Raw genomic sequence first — 19265 nt, forward strand, 5'->3', positions numbered from 1 at the left:
CTAGGTTACACAGGAAAGAGAATCAAGCACAAGGCATGTGTTTGATTTACGCTTTACAGCCCTGGAATTTCAACCAATTGTTGAATGGTGTTTGCCCCATAGCCTTCTAGGATAAAGCCAGCGTATTTTTGTCCGTCAATATTGGCCTCGCCATAAGTGATGGTACCGCTTCTGCGTTAAAGGTGCTTGAAAGGGAAAGCCTTCCTTCACACCTTTACTTTGAACGTGACGTGTTAGGCCGCTTCTGAATTCTGCATCTTGAGATGGTTTGAGTATCTCTAGCAACGATTAGATCTGTACTAACGTCTGTAATGTCTCTTCACCAAAGCCCACCAAAGAGAAGCCTTTCAGTGTACTTTCTCCCATGGTGTATTCCCCATAGGCAATATATCCAGTGATTGGTTGGCAATTACCTTCCGTTGTCTTAAAGACATAGGCAGCATTGGCGGTTTTAACCGTCATACCCGCTTGCTCGACTTCGATCATACTAAGGTCTGAGACACGGTAGTCGGCGGTGTAATGGCATCCTTGTTGCGTTGTAAAGCGTACTGTATTGTGGTCGACGATATCCAGTGCGCTGAAATCATGAATAGCATTGGCACTTAGGTACCCGACGATGGCTGCTGGCTTTACCCATACGTAATGACAGAAAGGTATTTGAACCGAACCCATTAACGACCTCAAACTCCGCTTTTGATGAAAAGCCTGTGTCATCGAGTTTGATGTTTCCAATGTAAGTGACTTCCTTATCATTACTCCTATTGTCGTAAAGATGAAAATCGTTGACACTGTAATCACCGGTTTCTGAACGTCGTTCATTATAAATAAAGCCATTGCTGCCAAAGTTATTAACAATAATCGAGCCGTCTGGAAGCTCTGATAAAGCCCATAGACCACTCGTGGTAGCATAGGTATGTGTGCCTTTTTTCTTTGGTGTTGAAGCACTTTCATCTTCGCTACCGCCACCACCACATGCGGTCAAACTTAATGCGAGTAAAGCGGCTGTTGTGCCTTTTAGAATACGGCTCATTATACTTCCTTCACGACGACTTGATTTTTAGATAAAACGGCATTTTGAAAGTAAATGGGGGAAACTACTAGAGGAGCTATAGATTAACTAAGAAAGGGTCTAGTTGTGGTTCTAAGAGAGTCAGTTTTTGAATCTTATCAGCTGAAATGGAAGAAAAAAGGCAGGCTAACATACCTGCCATGTGGCGAATTAGTTTTCCGCCTGTATATAAATGGCTTCATGCAGTGTTTGAAGTTGCTCTTCACCAAAACCGTCGAGCAAATAACTTGTAATGGTACTTTGGTCGATAATTGATTTCGTATAGGAAATATGGCCTTCAATCGGTGCACAATTGCCTTCTGTCGTCTTAAATAGATAAGGATGCGCAGAAAGATGCATCTCAGTGCTCCCCTTGTGTACTTGCATATCCCTGTGTGCGACCTCGTAGCTGGCTGTGTAATGACACCCTTGCTCGGTAGTAAACTGAATAACATTCGGGGCAGTAATTTGTATTTTATTTGATCCCGTCAGTACATTCACATCTAATTCTTCGTCTTTCAGATCTAGCACCGAATGTGAGAGTGTATATTTATGACTTACACCCGTATTGTCGATAATTTCTGCGTGACTGAAAAATCCATCATTTCCTTTGGTCAGTGAGACTTTGAACTCACCCTGCTTATCGCCATCTTTATAGAGTAAAACGTTATCTGTAGAAAGGGTATTACCTGACTGTGTGTCATGGGTGTAGATAAAGCCTTTCTGACCAAGAAACTCAACGGTCATGGCACCGTTTGGGAGAACGTAAAGAGAGACTTTGCCGCTGTCAGCTGCATAGCCAACGATTTTACCCACGGCTTTGTCGGTGGTAGGTCCAGAGTCGATGAAAGATTCAGTGGAGCTGCTACCGCAAGCACTAATAAAAAGTGAAGAAAAAATTGCGAAGGGAATTGACTTAGATAGTTTCAAGTAGATACCTATTATTCGATATAAAGAAAACTGTTTTCATTATGGTAATTAATAATAAACATAATTACTGGGGCGGTATTTTGTTGTTTTTATAACGGAATGCCAACAAATAAATTACGTTGCAGTATTTTTGCGACTTACGTCTTAAGTCGTGGGTTTTGTCATGCAAAAACACGTTCATTTGGTGAGTTATGTGTACTAAATGATAGGTTGAGTCTTCAGGTTTTGCTGATTAATTATACTTATTAACCTGTTCAGATGTTTAATTACATTCTCGCTAAGTGGGTGGCCAATATTTAACCTGACCATGTCGCAATATAAATCGCGCGTTGTGAATAATTCGCCTGCTCGAATGTCTAATTGAGATTGCTTAATTTCTTGCAAGCACCTTTGGCTATATTCTTTTGGGATTTGCATCCAAAGCACGAGGCCGCCTTGTGGTTGGCTGAATTTAATACTTGCTGGTAGACGAGCTTCCAAGTATTGGCGATATTCGTGGCATCGCTGTACTAGATCTAAGCGCTTGCGTATGAGTGACTTGTTGTAATGTCCACTGTTGATTATCTCAGCAATAGCATGTTGCGTGGGGGAGGATACGCCATAGCTACCCGCTGAGAAATGTTGCACCATCTTATCGTAATAACGCCCCGGTAAGCACCATCCAACACGCAGACCTGCCGCCAGTGTCTTAGAGATAGAGCCACACCAAAGAATGTAGCCATTGTTGTCAAAGAACTTAGCCGGTAAAGGGCTGCGACCGTCATAGGAGAGTTCAATGTAGACGTCATCCTCAATAATGGGGATCTGATACCGATTGGCGAGCGATGCTAATGTTTCTTTCTGCGCTGGAGACATGGTGATGCCCTGCGGATTCATATGCGTCGTACAAAACAACCCCGCAGCAATAGTAGCGTTGGCCATATGCTGCTCGAGTTGAGCTAAGTCGATGCCATCAGGCTTTGAAGGGATTTCAAGGATCTTGCGATTCATTTGCGCGAGAAGTGTAATGAGACCGTTGAAGCAAGGGGAGCTGATCGCGACGACATCACCGACCTTCGTGCATGATTCGAGGGCGGCTTTCACCGCTGACATACAACCGTGGGTAATGACCACCTCTTGAGGAGAAAAGGCAAAACCGTTAGAAGAGAAGTGCATCGAGAGTGCTTGTCTTAGCTCAGGTTCACCAGCAGGAGCGGGATAAGAGGTGAGGTGGCTGTTGAGTTGTTGCATGGCGCGTTTCATCGCACGATTCAGTTGCCGCGCGATTGTGTCATCCATTGGACTAGAAGCCGTACCTAAAGGCCCATTCTGCGCTAAGGAGGGGGCGAGTTTGACAGTGGGTAAACTAATACCTGCGTTAAAGGAAGCGAAGTCGGGACTATGCCGTGAAGTACTTAACCCCTTGGCAAAAAAACCTGCTTTGGGTTTTGCTGATATCCAGCCCCTTGATTCTAATTCTTGATAGCAAGTCACTGCGGTTGAGTTGCTGACATTATGTAGTTGAGCCAACTGTCGTATGGAAGGCATTCGAGTGCCCGGCGCAATGCGGCCACATTGAATTTCCAACATGTACTTGTCAGCAATCTCTTGATACTTCGCCATACTTAGATATCTGTACTGGAAAACTATGTAAAAATTGTATCTGTATTGTTATGGGTTAACAAGTCACACTCACTTCAACGGTTGAGAATGAGGAGTGATGAGGATGGATAAGAGAGACAGTATGCTCGCGGTGTTAGTCATGGCAGTTTGGGGATTCAATTTTGTCATGATCAAGCTAGCTGCAACGGCAGTAAACCCACTTATGATGACAGCCGCGCGTTTTGCATTGGCGGTGTTCCCACTGGTATTTTTTATCCCTAGGCCGCAGGTGCAGTGGCGGTATCTGGTTGCTTATGGCGTTGTTTTTGGTGTGGGTGTTTGGGGGATGGCCTCATGGTCAATTACCGTAGGGCTGGGAGCGGGGGTCTCTTCGGTGCTACTACAAACCAACGTGCTGTTTGGGATTATTATAGGGGTGTTGTTTTATAAAGACACATTGACGGCGCAAAAGCTGCTCGGTTCCATCTTGGCCGTATCTGGTCTAGGGGTGTTACTTATCGCGACGCAAGGCGAGTTTAGTTACTTTGGGCTAGTGTTGATTGCTGTGTCGGCGATGTGTTGGACAGCGAGCGGCATGATAGTCAAAGCATCAGGTGTGAAGCAGGCGTTTGCGTTTAATATTTGGGGAATGTTGTTTGCACCTCTTCCATTGATATTATTCGCAGTGGGGATTCATGGTGGCGAAGTGATTGCAGAGACCGTTAATCTGTGGCGTCTTGATACCACAGTCGCTGTGCTTTTTCAGGCCTATCCAACAACGTTATTCGGCTATTGGGTATGGAATAAACTGTTATTGAAGTATCCATTTAGTACCGTATCACCTTTAACCTTGCTGACGTCAGTATTTGGTTTATTGAGTGGCTATCTAATCCTTGGTGAAGCGCTTAACACTCTGCAAACCTTGGCCTGCGTACTGTTTTTGGGTGGCATTCTTAGCATCATTTTGCCATCGAGTTTATTCGCGCGTGTAACGGGGATGCTCAAGTCAGTGTAAACATCAAATACGCAAACCACCTAAACTGAGCTTTAACGATGCCATCAGCTCACTGCGAGAGGGCTGATGGCATGGGTTCAATAGAAACAATCTTGACGTAGCTTGAGAATAATCACGATAACTGCTGCAAAGCGAACTTTTGAATTGCGCCCACCATCGCATGCAAGCCTTGAGTGCGAGTAGGGGTCAGTTGTTGCTCTAGTTCCAATGTTGAGAACCATGCTTTGATGTCAAAATCGACAACCTGTTGGCGTGTTTTCCCTTGAAAGGCGATGAATACAACGGCCACGAGACCCTTGACGATGGCTGCATCACTGTTTCCCTTGAGGGTGAGTGTTTGGGTGTCCTGATCGATCTGCATATCGACCCAAACTTGACTTTGACAGCCTTGGATAAGGTAGTCTGACGTTTGTTTTGAAGCATCAATGACAGGGATTCTTTCACCCAGCTCTATGATATAGAGATACTTTTGCTCCCAATCTTTGCATCGTGCAAAGTTCTTTTGTAGTTTTTCTGGTGTCATTGCTTATCCTAGTAACGTCCGTATACGGTGCAGTGCATGCACAAATGCATCGATATCTTCTTTTGTGGTGTAGCAACCAATCGATGCGCGACATATGGCACTTTGGTCGAGTTTTTTCAGCAGTGGCATTGCACAGTGGTGGCCTGTCCGGATCGCGATGCCATAGTTATCAAGAAACATACCTACGTCATAGGCGTGATGGGGAGTGAGGTTAAACGGGATAACCCCCGCGCGTTGTTGAGGTGAACCGTACACCTCTACCCCAGGTACCGTTTCCAAGGCGTTCAATGCATACTCGAGCAGGACGGTTTCCTGCTTCTCAACCAAGGCGAGATCGAGTTCGTTGACGTACTGTAGCGCTGCACCTAAGCCTAAGATGCCGGCAATGTTTGGAGTACCTGCTTCAAAACGCCAAGGCGCACGGTTGTATGTTGTCCCTGAGGGAATGGAGACGGTATCAATCATGGCACCGCCAGCTTCCCACGGCGACATCTCATCAAGCAGTGATTTGCGGCCATAAAGGATACCGATACCGGTTGGTCCGTAGAGCTTATGGGCTGAAAACACGTAGAAATCACAGTTAAGTTTGCTGACATCGACGTGTTGATGCATGACGGCTTGTGCACCATCAACCAGCAGCTTTATACCGCGCTCTGAGGCAATGCGACTAATTGCTGCTATATCATTGACTGTGCCAAGTAGATTAGAGACATGGCTGACGGCAATAAGTCGTGTTCTGTCACTGAGCAACGGCATCAAGTCGTTGATGTCTAATTCGCCTTGAGGCGTTATCGGCCAGACTTTAACCGTTAAATTGCACTCCTTTGCCACAATTTGCCAAGGCACAATGTTCGCATGGTGCTCCATCTCGGTGATGATGATTTCGTCACCAGATTGACAATGCGGCTTCACATAACCATGAGCAACGAGATTAATCGCTTCTGTGGTCCCTTTGGTGAAGACAATTTCTTCTCGCTGTTCTGCATTCAAAAAATGCTGCACATCGTCGCGAACCTGTTCCACATTCTGAGTGGCATCGGCACTTAACCGATGCACACCGCGGTGCACAGACGCGTACTCATGTTGATAGAAGTGGGTCATTCTATCGATTACGGGTTGCGGTGTCTGGGCAGTGGCGGCGGTATCAAGGTAGATGAGCGGTTTATCGTTAACGATTTGGCTCAATGTAGGAAATTGCGCCCGCCATTGTTGGGCAAGCGCATGATCAAAACAAGGAGAGGATGTTGGAGTATCGACAGTCATCAGCGCTCGCTTTCTATTTTTTGTTCAATTCGTCGCACTATGTGTTCCCGTACGTTCAAATCATCAATGGCATCGGTCAACTCACCGGCAAAAGCAAACGTCACCATTTTTTCTGCCAGCTGTTTGGGAATCCCACGCGCTTGGAGATAAAAGAGCTGATTTTTATCGAGCTGGCCTGTTGTTGCACCGTGGCTGCACTTCACATCATCGGCGTAGATCTCCAACTGAGGTTTGCTATTCACTTGTGCCTTGTCATCAAGCAGAAGATTGTGGTTGTCCATTTGCCCATCGGTTTTGATGGCCCCTTTGTGGACATAGATCATGCCATTGAAAACGGCGGTTGAATCTCCTTTTCCGATAACTTTATGTGCTTGTTCACTGGTGCAATGTGCAGAGTGATGATCCAAATAAGTACGGGTGTCGAATGTCTGCCCTGATGTCGGTAGGGATAGACTGTTCATTTCGATGTGACTCCCTGTACCAGCAAGCACGGCGCTGGTGTGATGACGGTTTACTTGTCCTTCCAATAAGAAGGTATGAGAGCTCGCTTGTGCATCGCGAGATAACACGATGTCATTGTGGCCAAAATGGTGCTGCTGGTGGCTTTCTTCAATTAACTTTAGATGGTTAAATTGGGCGTTTGCGCCAACAGAGGCGGTCAGTCTTGCGCACGTCACACCGCCACCTTGCGCCAGTGATGTGTGGTGTTCAAACACACTACACTCGGCTTGATCGCCAACAGTAATATGGTGCCGGTAGCTGCACAAATCACCATGCTCACCACTGTTGATATGAAAGAGATAAATCGGTTTGTCGATACGCTGTTTTTTCGCCACTTCAATGAATAGACCACTTGTGGCAGTCGCATCAGTCAACAATGAAAACGCTTCTGGCTTTACGGCTGCATTAAGCAGTTGCTGTTTCGCATCACTGATATGGTCGATGTTATCAACGTTCACACCGGGGATCGGATCACTCATTTCGCGGATGAGTTGACCATTGAAAAGCACAATGCGATAGCAATCAAAGCCGATAGTAAGGCTTTCAATGGAGACGGTATGAATGTCATCACGCGAAGGTGATCGCAGCGGGAGATTAAGAAAGCCCTCTAGCGAGGTGTATTTCCAATCCTCGTCTTTTGCTGTGGGCAAGCCAAGCGCTTTAAAATGTCGCCATTGAACTTGCTGCCAACTCGATTTTTCGCCCAAAGCTGTCAGAGATGAAAGGGCATTGGGTCGTTGATCCTCACTGATATTATTCATCGCCTGTGATCCACCCGTAGCCTTTCTCTTCTAACTCTAATGCAAGCGTATGGTCGCCAGATTTAACGATTTGGCCTTTGTAGAGCACATGGACAAAATCAGGTTTGATATAGTCGAGGATACGCTGATAGTGGGTAACAACGATAAATGCGCGGTGCTCATCACGCAGCGCGTTGACACCGTCAGAGACAGCTTTAAGTGCGTCGATGTCTAAGCCTGAGTCCGTTTCATCCAGAATACATAGGCTAGGCTCTAAGACCGCCATTTGCAGAATATCATTGCGCTTTTTCTCACCACCAGAGAACCCTTCATTGACTGATCGCTCTAGAAGATCAACAGGCATTTTTAGGAGGCTAGCTTTCTCTTCGAGGAGGTCTTCGAAATCGAATTGATCCAGCGGGGCTTGATCGCGATATTCACGGATGCCATTCAATGCTGTTTTAAGAAACAGCTTGTTACTGACACCGGGAATTTCAACCGGGTACTGAAAGGCAAGAAACACGCCTTCACCAGCACGTTCATCCGGATCGAGCTCGATCAAATTTTTGCCTTTTAACTGCATCTCGCCACCGATGACTTCATAGTCCTCTTTACCTGCTAATGTCGCAGATAAGGTACTTTTACCAGAGCCATTAGGCCCCATGATGGCATGAACTTCACCCGGTTTAATTGAGAGGTTAATACCGTTAAGGATCTGGTTGTCCTCAACACTGACTTTTAAATCTTTAATTTCTAACATAATGGTCAGCCAACACTGTGTTCCAAGCTGATGGAAAGGAGTTTTTGCGCTTCAACCGCAAATTCTAACGGGAGTTCTGAAAAAACATCTTTGCAGAATCCATTAACAATCATTGAGATAGCGTCATCTTCACTGATGCCACGCTGCACGCAATAGAAGAGTTGATCTTCGCCGATACGCGACGTGGTCGCCTCGTGCTCGATCTGGGCACTGTTATTTTTGACTTCTACATAAGGGAAGGTGTGGGCACCGCAATCAGGGCCAATGAGCATTGAGTCGCATTGAGTAAAGTTACGCGCCCCTTCAGCAGTAGGCAGCACCTTAACAAGACCACGATAACTGTTTTCGCTTTGACCCGCAGAAATACCCTTAGAGATGATGGTCGAGCGGGTGTTTTTGCCGATGTGAATCATCTTAGTGCCCGTATCGGCCTGCTGTGTGCCACTGGTTAAGGCGACCGAATAAAATTCACCGACCGAGTTGTCGCCTTTAAGGATAACGCTGGGGTATTTCCATGTGATCGCAGAGCCTGTTTCAGACTGGGTCCACGACATTTTGCTGTTTACCCCGTCGCAAAGAGCGCGTTTAGTGACGAAGTTTAGAATACCACCTTCGGTGGTTTCACTCCCTGCGTACCAGTTTTGCACGGTTGAATACTTTACTTCTGCATTGTCGTGAATGATCACTTCAACAACCGCGGCGTGCAGTTGATAGGTGTCTCGAACTGGGGCAGAACAGCCTTCGATGTAACTGACATACGCACCTTCATCGGCGATTAAGATGGTACGTTCAAATTGGCCTGTTTTCGCTTGGTTGATGCGGAAATAGGTTGACAGCTCGCGTGGGCATCTTACACCGGGCGGGATATAGATAAATGATCCATCGGAAGCGACGGCCGCATTCAGCGCGGCAAAAAAATTGTCTTTGGGCGGAACAACGGTACCAATGTACTTGCGAACGAGCTCAGGGTATTCATGGATCGCTTCGCTGAATGAACAGAAGATAATGCCGTGCTCTTTCAGTTCATCACGATAGGTTGTGGTCACAGAGACAGAGTCAAATATGGCATCAACCGCTACCTCGTTACCTTCTCGAACCGGTACGCCTAGCTGGTCAAACGCGGCTTCAACTTCTTTGGTCAAAAATGCGTTTGAACCGTCGCTATCGTTGCTCTCGTCGTCACCCTCACATTTGCCGCAGGTGGGGGCAGAGTAGTAACTGTAGTCTTGATAATTGAGACTCTCATACTCGGCTTTTAACCAGTGGGGTTCTTCCATCTCCTGCCAAATGCGGAAAGCCTCTAAGCGAAATGCCAACATCCATTCAGGTTCGTTCCTTTTTGCAGAAATGGCACGTACTACGTCCTCATTAATGCCCTTATCGAGTGTGTCATTGTCCAACTGGGTGTAAAACCCTTCTTTGTACCCTGACTTATCGAGTGCCTCCTGTACGTCGGCTTGAATTTCTACGGTAGACATCTGTTAAACACCAAAGCTCTCGCCGCAGCCGCATTCGGCTTTGACGTTGGGGTTGCTGTAAGTAAAGTTCTGGTTGAGGCCATCGCGGGTGTAGTCGACGATGGTGCCATCGATAAAGGGCATCGCTTTTTGAGATGCGAAGAAGACTGCGCCATGAGATTCAAATCGTAAGTCTTCGTCAGTCGGCGCATCGATCTGTTTCATCACATAGGCATACCCGGTACACCCGGAAGGCTTAACAGAAATATGAATCCAACTTTCTTCACTCGTGAGCTGTTGGATACGCTTTGCCGCCGCCTCGGTTAAGGTCAGTCCTTTCCAGCTGATATCATCAAGCGAGAAGTCCATGGTGTCGTTGTTTACTGTATCCATGAGATTGCCCTAAGCATGTTAATGTGAATGTAATGATAATGGTTATCATTAACATATCAACCACAAATGAAATGAGGATAAGTCCACACAATGCGCATGATTGTGTGGACTGTCGGTATTTCTAGTCGCGACGAAACGCGGCTAGAATTCTGCTTCAGTGACGAAGGCGAGATGAGACTTTAAGGTTGAAAAGTCGCCAATGGTGTCGCCATTGAGTCGAAACTGCGGGTAGGTGCGTGCATTTGGAAAGAGGGTAAATAACGTCTGATTGTCAAAATCGACACTCAGTTTCAAGGTTTCCACCTGATGTCCTTGCTGTGCGAGCCAATGCGCCGCGGCGATGCACTGTGTACAGTTATCTTTGCTGAACATTTCAATTTTCATCGTCTTACTCCAATTAGAAATCGGCATCAAAGGCTAAGTGACGGTCTTGTGGGCGTTTATACTCAGTCACCCTTTTTTCAAAGAAGTTTGTCTTGCCTTCCATGTCAAGTAAGCGCATGTAATCGAATGGGTTTTCTGCGTTGTAAATCGGCTCAAATTGGAACAGTCCCGCAATGACGTCAGCAGTATGTTCAATGTACTGACACATGAGTTCGGCATTCATCCCAATCAGATCAACGGGCAGTGCTTCTGTGACAAACTCCTTCTCGATGGCAACGGCTTCGCGACAGATTTCTTCAAACTCGGCTTGGCTTACCTGCCCAAGACCTAGCGTTTTAAACAACAAGGCTGAAAAACTGAAGTGCAAACCTTCATCGCGGGCGATCAGGTCATTGCTCGCGGCAAGACCCGCTAGTAAGCCCCGTTTGCGGAAGTAGTAAATGGCACAGAAGCTACCCGCAAAGAACAGCCCTTCAACCAAACCAAAAGCGATAAGACGCATGGGGAGTGGTTTGTCAGAAGAGATCCACTTCATGACCCACTCAGCTTTACGTTTGACGGTTGGCACATTCTCGATGGCATTGAAGAGGCGTTCGCGCTCTTCCACATCCGGAATATAGGTCTCTAACTGCAAGGCATAGGTTTCCGCATGGATCACTTCATTAAATGCCTGTAAAGCGAGGAAGCAGCGCGCTTCAGCGATTTCTATTTCGCCATAAAAGCGTGTTAGGAGATTCTCATTGATCATGCCTTCACTTTGGGCAAAGAACGCAAGGACATGACGGATAAAGTGCTGCTCCCCCGGGGTGAGCTTTTGAAGATCGGGAATATCCTGCGCAAAATCTAGCTCTTCTGTGGTCCAAAAAGCGGCTTCATGCGTTTTGTAGGCTTGCCAAATCTCTTCATATTGGATGGGGAAAAGGCTGAACTTGTTTTTTACTATCATCGTGTCTCTCTCTTCATTTTGAGCGTGATACCGCCCCCTTCCTGTGGCTAGGAAAAGTAAATAAATGTTGGTGGCGATATCACGAATGCATGGCTCAATGCCCTAAGGTGGTGTTAGGCACCGCAGTTAATACAGTCTTCATCCTGATTGCCGACGGTGACTTTGACGGCATTGGTTGATGGCTTGGTACGCAAGTAGTACATGCCAGTTTTCAGTCCGCGCTTCCAAGCGTAAAAATGCATCGCATTAATCTGTGCGAAGGTTGGGGTGGCAAGCCAAAGATTGAGACTTTGCGATTGGCAAACATAGGGCGCGCGTTCAGCAGACATGTCGATGATCACTTTTTGCGACATTTCCCAAACTGTACGATAGATAGCTTTGAGGTGTTCTGGAATTGCTGCAATGTCTTGAATCGAGCCGTTATGGGCAATGATGGTATCGCGAACAGTGGGGGTCCAAAGGCCGAGTTTTTCGAGTTCTTTTACTAACTGTTTGTTGATGATGATGAACTCACCAGACAAGGTTTGACGCTTATAAATATTGCTGGTTTGCGCTTCAAACGCTTCGGTATTACCCAGGATCTGAGCGGTTGAAGCGGTGGGCATTTGAGCAATAAGCAGAGAATTTCGCAGACCATGTTGCGCTATCTGGGCTTTTAGCGCTTCCCAGTTCCAACGTGAGCTCGGCACGACACCCCAGAGATCGAACTGTAACAGCCCGGAACTCGCAGGTGAACCGTCGTAACTTGTGTAAGTGCCATGTTGTTTTGCCCGTTCGACTGACGCTTGAAGCGAAGCATGGTACATCGTTTCTGCGATGTCTCGATTGAGCTGGCGAGCTTCTTCGCTATCATAAGGGAGTTGAAGCTTGAAGAAGACATCTGCCAAGCCTTGAACGCCGAGACCGACAGGGCGATGCGCATGATTTGAACGCGTGATCTTATCGGTCGGGTGGTAGTTGACGTCGATAACGCGGTCGAGGTTTTTGATCGCGATCTGCGTGACGTGATGAAGTTGCTCAAAGTTGAACGTACCATTCTCGACAAACTTAGGTAGGGCAATGGAAGCGAGATTACACGCGGCTGTTTCGTCTGCGGTCGACACTTCCATGATCTCTGCACAGAGGTTACTTGATTTGATCGTGCCTAGGTTCTTCTGATTCGACTTCTCATTACATGCATCTTTGTAAAGCATGTAGGGGGTGCCGGTTTCCGCTTGGGACTCGATAATTTGTGTCATCAAATGGCGTGCTTTGATGGTCTTAATGCCTCGACCGTCAGCTTCATATTGTTCATATAACGTCTTAAAGGCGTCGCCATAAGCATCGGAAAGTCCTGGCGCGGAATGCTCACTAAAGAGCGTCCAGTCTGCGTCGTCTTCAACACGCTCCATAAAGAGGTCAGGAACCCAAAGAGAGAGGAAAAGATCGCGCGCTCGGAACTCTTCTTTGCCGTGATTTTTGCGTAAATCAAGGAATGCTTCGACATCGGCATGCCATGGTTCGAGATAGATGGCAAACGAGCCTTTTCGCTTACCGCCACCTTGGTCGACGTAACGGGCTGTTTCATTGAAAACTTTGAGCATGGGAATGATGCCATTCGAAACACCATTGGTACCTAAAATGGGTGCGCCTGATGCACGAATATTATGGATATGCAAACCAATGCCGCCTGCGGACTTAGAAATGAGTGCGCAGTCTTTCAGGGTGTCGTAAATGCCCTCGATCGAGTCCTCTTGCATACCGAGTAAGAAGCACGAGCTCAGTTGTTGCATTTTCAAACCTGCATTAAAGAGCGTTGGCGTCGCATGGGTATAATAACCCGCACTCAACATATCATAGAGTTCTTGAATTTCACTGATCTCTTCCGGTGCAATCGCGAGCGCAACGCGCATGTACATGTCTTGCGGACGCTCGATAACGACGCCGTGGTGTTTGAGCAGATAGGAGCGCTCTAACGTCTTAAATCCAAAGTAATCAAACTCGAAATCACGATTGTAATCTATGAGTTCCACAATTTCTGGGCCTAAACGGGCGACTTTATCTAAGTAGTCTTCTGAGAGTAGGCCAGTGGCGCCGATGATCTCAGTGGTTTCGATGAAACCTTTGGTTTCTTTGTGCAGGGAACTGACCATGACTCGCGCAGCCAATGTCGCATAGTCAGGATGTTCTGCCGCCATTGCCGCTGACGTTTCGGCAACGAATTCGTCAATTTGTGTGACCTGAATGCCATCATAAAGACCTGCTACCACCTTCTGGGCAACAGCGATAGGTTCTACAGTGAGTGTTTCTGCAAGCGTTTCGATACGACGGGTGACCTTATCGAGGCTTGCTTTCTCGACGCGGCCGTCGCGTTTAATTACGTCCATGATTCTATATCTTGTGTTTGTTAATCTATTCTAGCACTACATGTTCTATTTTTAGATCTAATTGATAATCGTTATCATTACAAGTGTGAAAGTGAAATAAATCGAGATACATGCCAAATCAGCGATCTCGGTAAAGCATTGTCTGGCTCTCTTGGATGAGGGTGTGGTGACATTTGGCTAAGTTGGCGGTGAGGTAGGGCTTGAATGGTGGTTTATTGTGCAAAAAACGCGAAAAAGAGGGATTTTGCTAGCATTTTCGTACTCGTCTGAGAATAAATACAGTTGTCTATTTCGAACTGCCGTAAAATTAACAGAGCGAAAGACAAAGAAGTAGGAAAATGGAAGAGATCAGCAATTATCATGTCCAAAAAAAACGACGAAATATGACGTTGTTGGTGCCTGATTTTGCTCTCGTTTTACCCGTTCTGGGTAATCATGTCGAACGGGTATACGTTTGTAGAGATAAGTATTTCCTGTGTTTGTCAGCAAATAGTCGTCCATTTGAAGAGTCGCTTTATCTTTGCTTATACAGTTTTGAAGGTGAAGTGATTGACAAGGTGAAGATTTTTAAAGCTTACGAACCGAGTATATTAAAGTATGTAGAAATCGAAGAGGGCAATGGCATCTCATTCCAGTTTATTCGCGGCTTGCGACATTCAGTGAGCGTGAAGGATAATGCGAAGTTTGACCTCTCCCGTCTCATTCGTCGCCGGGAGATTTTTTATTCGCAGCGTTTTAAACCGAGTCAGTTGCGCGTCTCCCGCTGTAACGAAAAAGCAAATCAACATAGATACAAGAATGAATCAATGAAATAAGAGGTTACTACAAAAAACTAAATATTGTGAAACTAACAATATTGTTTTTAAGTGTTTGATCGAAAGAAATATTGCCTTGCTCAATTAGCACTAGCTCCGATATTGAAGGCGAATCTACTATGTGCCCCCCAAAATGTGATAATGGAATACCTATGCAGCAGATAGACAGTTACCTCATCGATGATCGAAATGATGAACTCAAGGTGACAGTGCAACCAGAACAGACTATTTACTCTGTCGCTGGAAGAACACTTGAAGCTGTTTTTGACGTTGGGAGTCAGGGCACGCTGTTTTTAACTACGGAAAACTGCCCGTTTGAAGAGACACTGTATATTTCGTTGTTTGACAAAGATGGGCACATGAGAGACAGCGTTACCCTATTCCGAGCATATACAGCCGGTATTGTTCAGTCCTTACAACCATTGTCAGATGGTAGTTTGCTTTTTACTTTTTGGGACAAGACTGAGCTTCAGTTGCTTGTTGGCAGTGATACTGCACCATCGACTTGGAAAAAACTACTCGCGGCTGAAGGGATTCACTATGAAAAGCGCTTTACAACAAGCGCATTAAATATACTCATCAGGGAATAGATTAATGGAAACCTTTGTTACTGAAGATGATGTTGAAAATAGTATTCGTCAAATGGAGGTCGCTGCAGTCAATTTCGCGACAAGGTTTATCAATGATGCGAATGTTCGAATGCTTTATAACGAGCGCACCAGACGGATGTCAAACGAGTTAAGAACGGCATATCGTACGGGTGGGTTGACGCCTAAACAAGCGGCGATGACAGCGACTGAAATGCGGAATGAAATCATGGCATTTGCGCGCTCTCGAACCAGTGATCTCGGTAACGCCAAAGCCATTAAGCTAAAGGCACGTGGTATCGATTTTGATGCGCTACTCGACAAAAATGCCCAACGTCAGTTTGGTAAAGCTTTTAGTGAGTTGACTGAGGCTGAAGCGCTTTCAATCTACAAGTACATTGTTGACAGTGCTGGGCGTCCCAATGCCCGTGTCAATACGCGTGCAGCAAACCTCGGGAAAGTGGGGCGGGCGCTATGGGTTTTGACGATCTGTATCGCGGTGTACAACATTAGTCACTCACAGAATAAGGTCAAAGCAGCAGGTCGAGAAGTGGCCAATGTCGGTGGCGGTTTCGCTGGCGGGGCGGCTGGTGGCGCCGTCGCAGGCATTTGGTTTGGTCCTATTGGGGTCGGTGTGGGTATCGTTGTGGGTGGCGTTTTAGGCGCGATCATGGCAGATCAGGTCTACATAGAGCTCGCCGGACCTGATGGTGAGTTTGCGAGAAACTTTATTCCTCGATTTACTAATCTTGTCTCGACAAATGAAAAGAAAATGGCTGAAGCATTGGTTTCAGAGTGTCGATATGAATTAGACAAGGTGATGGCAGTATTTATCGAATTAAATGATAAGTATTCGACCGATGCAGACGATGTCGCTGCTCACTATGTGAATACGGTAAGACACGGAAATTATCCGGTGACACAACAGGCATTAAAAATACATACTGCACTAAAACAATATTTGATTCAAACGATGGAGAGTGGTTGGACGTCTTCGGAAGAAAAAGAAGCGATTCGGTATCTTAAATCTGTCTAGATAATTAGCCAGTATGAAAATTTATCTCAGATTTAGCGTGTATATTATTCGCTTTAGTTGATTTATAACGGTTAAAAAAGAGTTGTAACTGGACTAAAGGAATTAAGTTGTTACTATTGCTCACCTGATTCAGTAACGCACGAGTTCTCGTGCGTTTTTATTAAGTGAACAAATGTCTATACTTATAAATAAGTCCCCCGTGGTTAAAGCTAGCTGCTCTGTACTATGTGGCCAGTCATTACAAAAGCAAATACTGTCCATGTATAAACTAGATTCAATCGAATCTTGTACCTTAATCTGCCAAGGGGTTAACGATAGTTATAAAGTCGTGACAGCTTCAGGGCGTTATCTATTACGCGTTTATCGCTATCAATGGCGGACATTGGTAGAAATTGAATACGAAATAGCGGCCGTCGAATACCTTTCTCTCATGGGTGTAAATGTTTCTGTACCTTTGAAAGATAGAATGGGAAACAGCGTACAGCAATTAAGCGCACCTGAAGGGCCAAGATATGCGGTACTTATGTCATATGCATCCGGTGATGAGTTAGCTTTTAGTCGTCATGAAGACGGTGCGATGTACGGCCGAGCAGTAGCGAAAATCCATGATATAACGGATAAAATGACGGTGAATCATGAAAGAGTACTTGACGGCGATTACCTTATTAAGAAACCGATGCAAGTGATTTCTCCTCTTGTAGAATACCGTTATCCGGCATTGTGGGAAGAGTTAAAAAATGGTGCAGATAAGCTCTTTCAACGACTTAAGTCTATCGAGCCATCTCAGCTAAAGCATGGCTTTTGCCATGGCGATTTGCATGGTGGAAACGCCCATTATGATGGTTCGCAGCTGACATTTTTTGATTTTGACTGTTGTGGTTATGGCTACCGAGCATATGATCTGGCTGTATTTAAATGGCGAGCGCATCTCGTTGATAAACTAGATATGAGATGGGAAAGCTTTATTCAGGCATATACAGAGCATCGCACATTAACAAGCCAAGAACTTGAAGCCGTTGACATGTTTGTTGCAATCCGCCATCTCTGGATCATTGCATTACAAATTGACGTTGCGGTAGCGACAGGCTATTTACATGAAAAGTTCTTTGCTCATCACATTGGTTTTCTCTCTTCGGTGATGCCTAAGTGATGTAGGTTGAGCTAATAGCGCTCGTTTGCTGAGTCTCTACGCAATTAAACAGCACTCCGATCATAAAAAATTACATGCAAATAGATAATTAAACCCGAGGTAAATTCGGCTTAATCTAGCAAGCGAAATCGGCCTACTTATTAGCAACGACTGCTTGCTTATCAACACAGGCGTAAACTTGTCCTACTCTGTCGGTTGAATCGAGTAGTTGATGAACAAAACGTGCGGCTACACTGCGGTGGGTAATGCCGTCGACTTCTACTTTTGTGACTGCCACAAATTGGCACCTACCATGCTATACCTGCTAGAAAACACCGTTTCCATTACTTTCTATCTTTAAACAGCTTTAGAGGGATCTATTGTCATTTAAGATGATGATTGGCTATTCATGCACTCTTAGTGCGTTTAGGATTTTCAGAGAGCATATAATTTCTGCGCTATTTTCAATAGAGAGGTATGCCTAATGAGTCCAAGCAATTGCCATGTGATGGCCAAGCCAACGGGTCCGGTCTGTAATCTATCATGTGAATATTGTTTCTATCTTGAGAAAGAAAAGCTCTATCCAACGCGTGATAAAGCATGGCAGATGTCACTAGAAACACTCGAAATCTATATTAGGCAAACCATTGACGCACAAGACAGTGGTGTCGTGAACTTTGCTTGGCAAGGTGGCGAACCTACGATGGCAGGCATTGAGTTCTTTGAACATGCGATGAGGCTATGTGATCGCTACGGTGAAGGTAAAGAAATTCATCATGCGTTTCAGACGAATGGCGTGTTAGTTGATGAGCAGTGGTGTCAGTTTTTTAAACAACATAATGTCTTAGTTGGTATCTCAATAGATGGTCCAGAAGCGTTGCACGATCATTACCGTGTCAACAGAGCAGGCCGAGGTAGCCACGCTAAGGTTGTCGCTGCGATCGAGCTTCTGAAAAAGCATGGTGTTGAGTTTAATATCCTCTGTGTTGTCAATGCAGAAAATGCCAAGCAGCCTTTAGAGGTATACAACTACTTTAAGCATTTAGGCGCTCAGCATATGCAGTTCATTCCTTTGGTTGAACGCGAGTTACAACATGGTGTGGATTCGAAAAATGAAACACTTCGACTTGTAATGCCGGGTGAAGAGATCGCAAAGGTGACTGAATGGTCTGTGCCTGCCAAGGCCTACGGTGAGTTTTTGTGGCAGATCTTTTTTTATTGGGTAAGAAATGATGTAGGGCGTATCTTCGTGAATGCTTTTGATAGTACGCTTAGTCTCTGGATTGGAGCGGGATCTGAAATATGTCATCACCAGCAAAATTGTGGTCATGCCTTCATCCTTGAAGCGAATGGGGATGTGTATAACTGTGATCACTTTGTCTATCCTGAGCATTTACTGGGTAACATTCATGACACGACCATTAAGGCGATTAACCAATCGAGTCAAGCTGTCGAATTTGGTCTAGACAAAGAGAAAGGGTTGAGTGCTAACTGCCAACACTGCCCAATGAAGCCACTCTGCAATGGTGGGTGTCCGAAGCATCGATTTGCGATGTCTAAAACAGGCGTACCAAACCATAACTATTTTTGTGCAAGTTATCAGCTGTTTTTCGAGCGCACTGCGCCGTATATGAAAGCGATGCGTGAGCTGATTAAGATGGATCAAAGCACGTCAGGTATTATGCGCCTAGCAAGTGATATGGATGCGAGAGGCTTGACACCAAGTTTCTAAAAACTATGATTAGCGAGTACGGTTTCAGCACCAATCACTATACTGTAAGAATCAAAGGT

Annotated in this window: 20 protein-coding genes; 6 read left to right on the forward strand and 14 right to left on the reverse strand. The window is 45.6% G+C overall.

Features of this window, described 5'->3' with window-relative positions:
• Positions 1 to 288 precede the first annotated feature (288 nt).
• The 4 genes from TSUB_RS20140 to TSUB_RS20155 all read right to left on the reverse strand — a co-directional run bounded on the left by TSUB_RS20140 (position 289) and on the right by TSUB_RS20155 (position 3580).
• On the reverse strand, positions 289 to 486 hold the full coding sequence (locus tag TSUB_RS20140; RefSeq protein WP_087018934.1) for a hypothetical protein: 198 nt from the start codon (positions 484 to 486) through the stop codon (positions 289 to 291).
• A 97-nt stretch (positions 487 to 583) separates the two neighbouring features.
• The gene (locus tag TSUB_RS20145; RefSeq protein WP_087018932.1) at positions 584 to 1030 is read right to left on the reverse strand and encodes a hypothetical protein; all 447 of its coding nucleotides are present in this window, start codon (positions 1028 to 1030) and stop codon (positions 584 to 586) included.
• A 189-nt stretch (positions 1031 to 1219) separates the two neighbouring features.
• Positions 1220 to 1978, reverse strand: a complete 759-nt coding sequence (locus TSUB_RS20150) for a hypothetical protein (protein ID WP_087018930.1) — start codon at positions 1976 to 1978, stop codon at positions 1220 to 1222.
• Between the two features lie 198 nt (positions 1979 to 2176).
• Positions 2177 to 3580 (reverse strand): aminotransferase-like domain-containing protein, encoded by a 1404-nt coding sequence (locus tag TSUB_RS20155; RefSeq protein ID WP_087024635.1) that lies wholly within the window; start codon positions 3578 to 3580, stop codon positions 2177 to 2179.
• A 103-nt stretch (positions 3581 to 3683) separates the two neighbouring features.
• Between TSUB_RS20155 and TSUB_RS20160 the strand changes: the two genes are divergently transcribed.
• Entirely contained in the window at positions 3684 to 4574 is an 891-nt protein-coding gene (locus TSUB_RS20160) for an EamA family transporter (protein ID WP_087024637.1), read from the forward strand.
• A gap of 112 nt (positions 4575 to 4686) precedes the next feature.
• On the opposite strand, the gene sufE is transcribed toward TSUB_RS20160, so the two are convergent.
• The 9 genes from sufE to TSUB_RS20205 all read right to left on the reverse strand — a co-directional run bounded on the left by sufE (position 4687) and on the right by TSUB_RS20205 (position 13907).
• A complete protein-coding gene (sufE, locus tag TSUB_RS20165; RefSeq protein ID WP_087024639.1) occupies positions 4687 to 5097 on the reverse strand; it encodes a cysteine desulfuration protein SufE in 411 nt (136 codons plus the stop codon).
• 3 nt (positions 5098 to 5100) lie between these two features.
• A complete protein-coding gene (locus TSUB_RS20170) occupies positions 5101 to 6360 on the reverse strand; it encodes an aminotransferase class V-fold PLP-dependent enzyme (RefSeq protein WP_087024640.1) in 1260 nt (419 codons plus the stop codon).
• Complete coding sequence (gene sufD / locus TSUB_RS20175) at positions 6360 to 7622, reverse strand: Fe-S cluster assembly protein SufD (RefSeq protein WP_087024642.1); 1263 nt, start codon at positions 7620 to 7622, stop codon at positions 6360 to 6362. The genes TSUB_RS20170 and sufD overlap by 1 nt, the downstream gene beginning before the upstream one ends.
• Complete coding sequence (gene sufC, locus TSUB_RS20180; RefSeq protein WP_087024644.1) at positions 7615 to 8361, reverse strand: Fe-S cluster assembly ATPase SufC; 747 nt, start codon at positions 8359 to 8361, stop codon at positions 7615 to 7617. The genes sufD and sufC overlap by 8 nt, the downstream gene beginning before the upstream one ends.
• Positions 8362 to 8366: 5 nt before the next feature.
• Positions 8367 to 9839: a Fe-S cluster assembly protein SufB gene (sufB, locus tag TSUB_RS20185; protein ID WP_087024645.1), complete on the reverse strand. Its 1473-nt coding sequence runs from the start codon at positions 9837 to 9839 to the stop codon at positions 8367 to 8369.
• Between the two features lie 3 nt (positions 9840 to 9842).
• A complete protein-coding gene (locus tag TSUB_RS20190; protein ID WP_087024647.1) occupies positions 9843 to 10211 on the reverse strand; it encodes an iron-sulfur cluster assembly accessory protein in 369 nt (122 codons plus the stop codon).
• A gap of 141 nt (positions 10212 to 10352) precedes the next feature.
• Positions 10353 to 10595 carry a glutaredoxin gene (locus TSUB_RS20195; protein ID WP_087024649.1) on the reverse strand — a complete coding sequence of 81 codons (243 nt, stop codon included), beginning with the start codon at positions 10593 to 10595 and terminating at the stop codon, positions 10353 to 10355.
• A gap of 13 nt (positions 10596 to 10608) precedes the next feature.
• A complete protein-coding gene (locus TSUB_RS20200; RefSeq protein WP_087024651.1) occupies positions 10609 to 11541 on the reverse strand; it encodes a ribonucleotide-diphosphate reductase subunit beta in 933 nt (310 codons plus the stop codon).
• A gap of 113 nt (positions 11542 to 11654) precedes the next feature.
• Entirely contained in the window at positions 11655 to 13907 is a 2253-nt protein-coding gene (locus TSUB_RS20205) for a ribonucleoside-diphosphate reductase subunit alpha (RefSeq protein WP_087024653.1), read from the reverse strand.
• A 338-nt stretch (positions 13908 to 14245) separates the two neighbouring features.
• On the opposite strand from TSUB_RS20205, the gene TSUB_RS20210 reads away from it, so the two are divergent.
• From TSUB_RS20210 to TSUB_RS20225, 4 genes are all read left to right on the forward strand, one after another.
• Positions 14246 to 14722 (forward strand): hypothetical protein, encoded by a 477-nt coding sequence (locus tag TSUB_RS20210; protein ID WP_221274655.1) that lies wholly within the window; start codon positions 14246 to 14248, stop codon positions 14720 to 14722.
• A gap of 152 nt (positions 14723 to 14874) precedes the next feature.
• Entirely contained in the window at positions 14875 to 15312 is a 438-nt protein-coding gene (locus tag TSUB_RS20215; RefSeq protein WP_087024657.1) for a hypothetical protein, read from the forward strand.
• Between the two features lie 4 nt (positions 15313 to 15316).
• Positions 15317 to 16345: a hypothetical protein gene (locus tag TSUB_RS20220; protein ID WP_087024659.1), complete on the forward strand. Its 1029-nt coding sequence runs from the start codon at positions 15317 to 15319 to the stop codon at positions 16343 to 16345.
• Positions 16346 to 16604: 259 nt separating this feature from the next.
• Entirely contained in the window at positions 16605 to 17495 is an 891-nt protein-coding gene (locus TSUB_RS20225; RefSeq protein ID WP_159064822.1) for a phosphotransferase, read from the forward strand.
• A 133-nt stretch (positions 17496 to 17628) separates the two neighbouring features.
• Here TSUB_RS20225 and TSUB_RS20230 read toward each other — a convergent pair whose 3' ends face one another.
• Positions 17629 to 17772, reverse strand: coding sequence for a hypothetical protein (locus tag TSUB_RS20230; RefSeq protein WP_159064823.1), 144 nt, complete (start codon positions 17770 to 17772; stop codon positions 17629 to 17631).
• A gap of 186 nt (positions 17773 to 17958) precedes the next feature.
• Here TSUB_RS20230 and TSUB_RS20235 point away from each other — a divergent pair, with 186 nt between their 5' ends.
• Entirely contained in the window at positions 17959 to 19206 is a 1248-nt protein-coding gene (locus tag TSUB_RS20235) for an anaerobic sulfatase maturase (protein ID WP_087017965.1), read from the forward strand.
• Positions 19207 to 19265 lie beyond the last annotated feature (59 nt).

This window comes from Thaumasiovibrio subtropicus (assembly GCF_019703835.1).
Classification (GTDB): Bacteria; Pseudomonadota; Gammaproteobacteria; order Enterobacterales; family Vibrionaceae; genus Thaumasiovibrio; species Thaumasiovibrio subtropicus.

What these genes read in the sequence shown, in the direction of transcription:
- TSUB_RS20140 (WP_087018934.1), bottom strand. Translation starts at nt 486, where the DNA reads ATGATCGAAGTCGAGCAAGCGGGTATGACGGTTAAAACCGCCAATGCT.
- TSUB_RS20145 (WP_087018932.1), bottom strand. Translation starts at nt 1,030, where the DNA reads ATGAGCCGTATTCTAAAAGGCACAACAGCCGCTTTACTCGCATTAAGT.
- TSUB_RS20155 (WP_087024635.1), bottom strand. Translation starts at nt 3,580, where the DNA reads ATGGCGAAGTATCAAGAGATTGCTGACAAGTACATGTTGGAAATTCAA.
- TSUB_RS20160 (WP_087024637.1), top strand. Translation starts at nt 3,684, where the DNA reads ATGGATAAGAGAGACAGTATGCTCGCGGTGTTAGTCATGGCAGTTTGG.
- sufE (WP_087024639.1), bottom strand. Translation starts at nt 5,097, where the DNA reads ATGACACCAGAAAAACTACAAAAGAACTTTGCACGATGCAAAGATTGG.
- TSUB_RS20170 (WP_087024640.1), bottom strand. Translation starts at nt 6,360, where the DNA reads ATGACTGTCGATACTCCAACATCCTCTCCTTGTTTTGATCATGCGCTT.
- sufD (WP_087024642.1), bottom strand. Translation starts at nt 7,622, where the DNA reads ATGAATAATATCAGTGAGGATCAACGACCCAATGCCCTTTCATCTCTG.
- sufC (WP_087024644.1), bottom strand. Translation starts at nt 8,361, where the DNA reads ATGTTAGAAATTAAAGATTTAAAAGTCAGTGTTGAGGACAACCAGATC.
- sufB (WP_087024645.1), bottom strand. Translation starts at nt 9,839, where the DNA reads ATGTCTACCGTAGAAATTCAAGCCGACGTACAGGAGGCACTCGATAAG.
- TSUB_RS20190 (WP_087024647.1), bottom strand. Translation starts at nt 10,211, where the DNA reads ATGGATACAGTAAACAACGACACCATGGACTTCTCGCTTGATGATATC.
- TSUB_RS20195 (WP_087024649.1), bottom strand. Translation starts at nt 10,595, where the DNA reads ATGAAAATTGAAATGTTCAGCAAAGATAACTGTACACAGTGCATCGCC.
- TSUB_RS20200 (WP_087024651.1), bottom strand. Translation starts at nt 11,541, where the DNA reads ATGATAGTAAAAAACAAGTTCAGCCTTTTCCCCATCCAATATGAAGAG.
- TSUB_RS20205 (WP_087024653.1), bottom strand. Translation starts at nt 13,907, where the DNA reads ATGGACGTAATTAAACGCGACGGCCGCGTCGAGAAAGCAAGCCTCGAT.
- TSUB_RS20210 (WP_221274655.1), top strand. Translation starts at nt 14,246, where the DNA reads ATGGAAGAGATCAGCAATTATCATGTCCAAAAAAAACGACGAAATATG.
- TSUB_RS20215 (WP_087024657.1), top strand. Translation starts at nt 14,875, where the DNA reads ATGCAGCAGATAGACAGTTACCTCATCGATGATCGAAATGATGAACTC.
- TSUB_RS20220 (WP_087024659.1), top strand. Translation starts at nt 15,317, where the DNA reads ATGGAAACCTTTGTTACTGAAGATGATGTTGAAAATAGTATTCGTCAA.
- TSUB_RS20225 (WP_159064822.1), top strand. Translation starts at nt 16,605, where the DNA reads ATGTATAAACTAGATTCAATCGAATCTTGTACCTTAATCTGCCAAGGG.
- TSUB_RS20235 (WP_087017965.1), top strand. Translation starts at nt 17,959, where the DNA reads ATGAGTCCAAGCAATTGCCATGTGATGGCCAAGCCAACGGGTCCGGTC.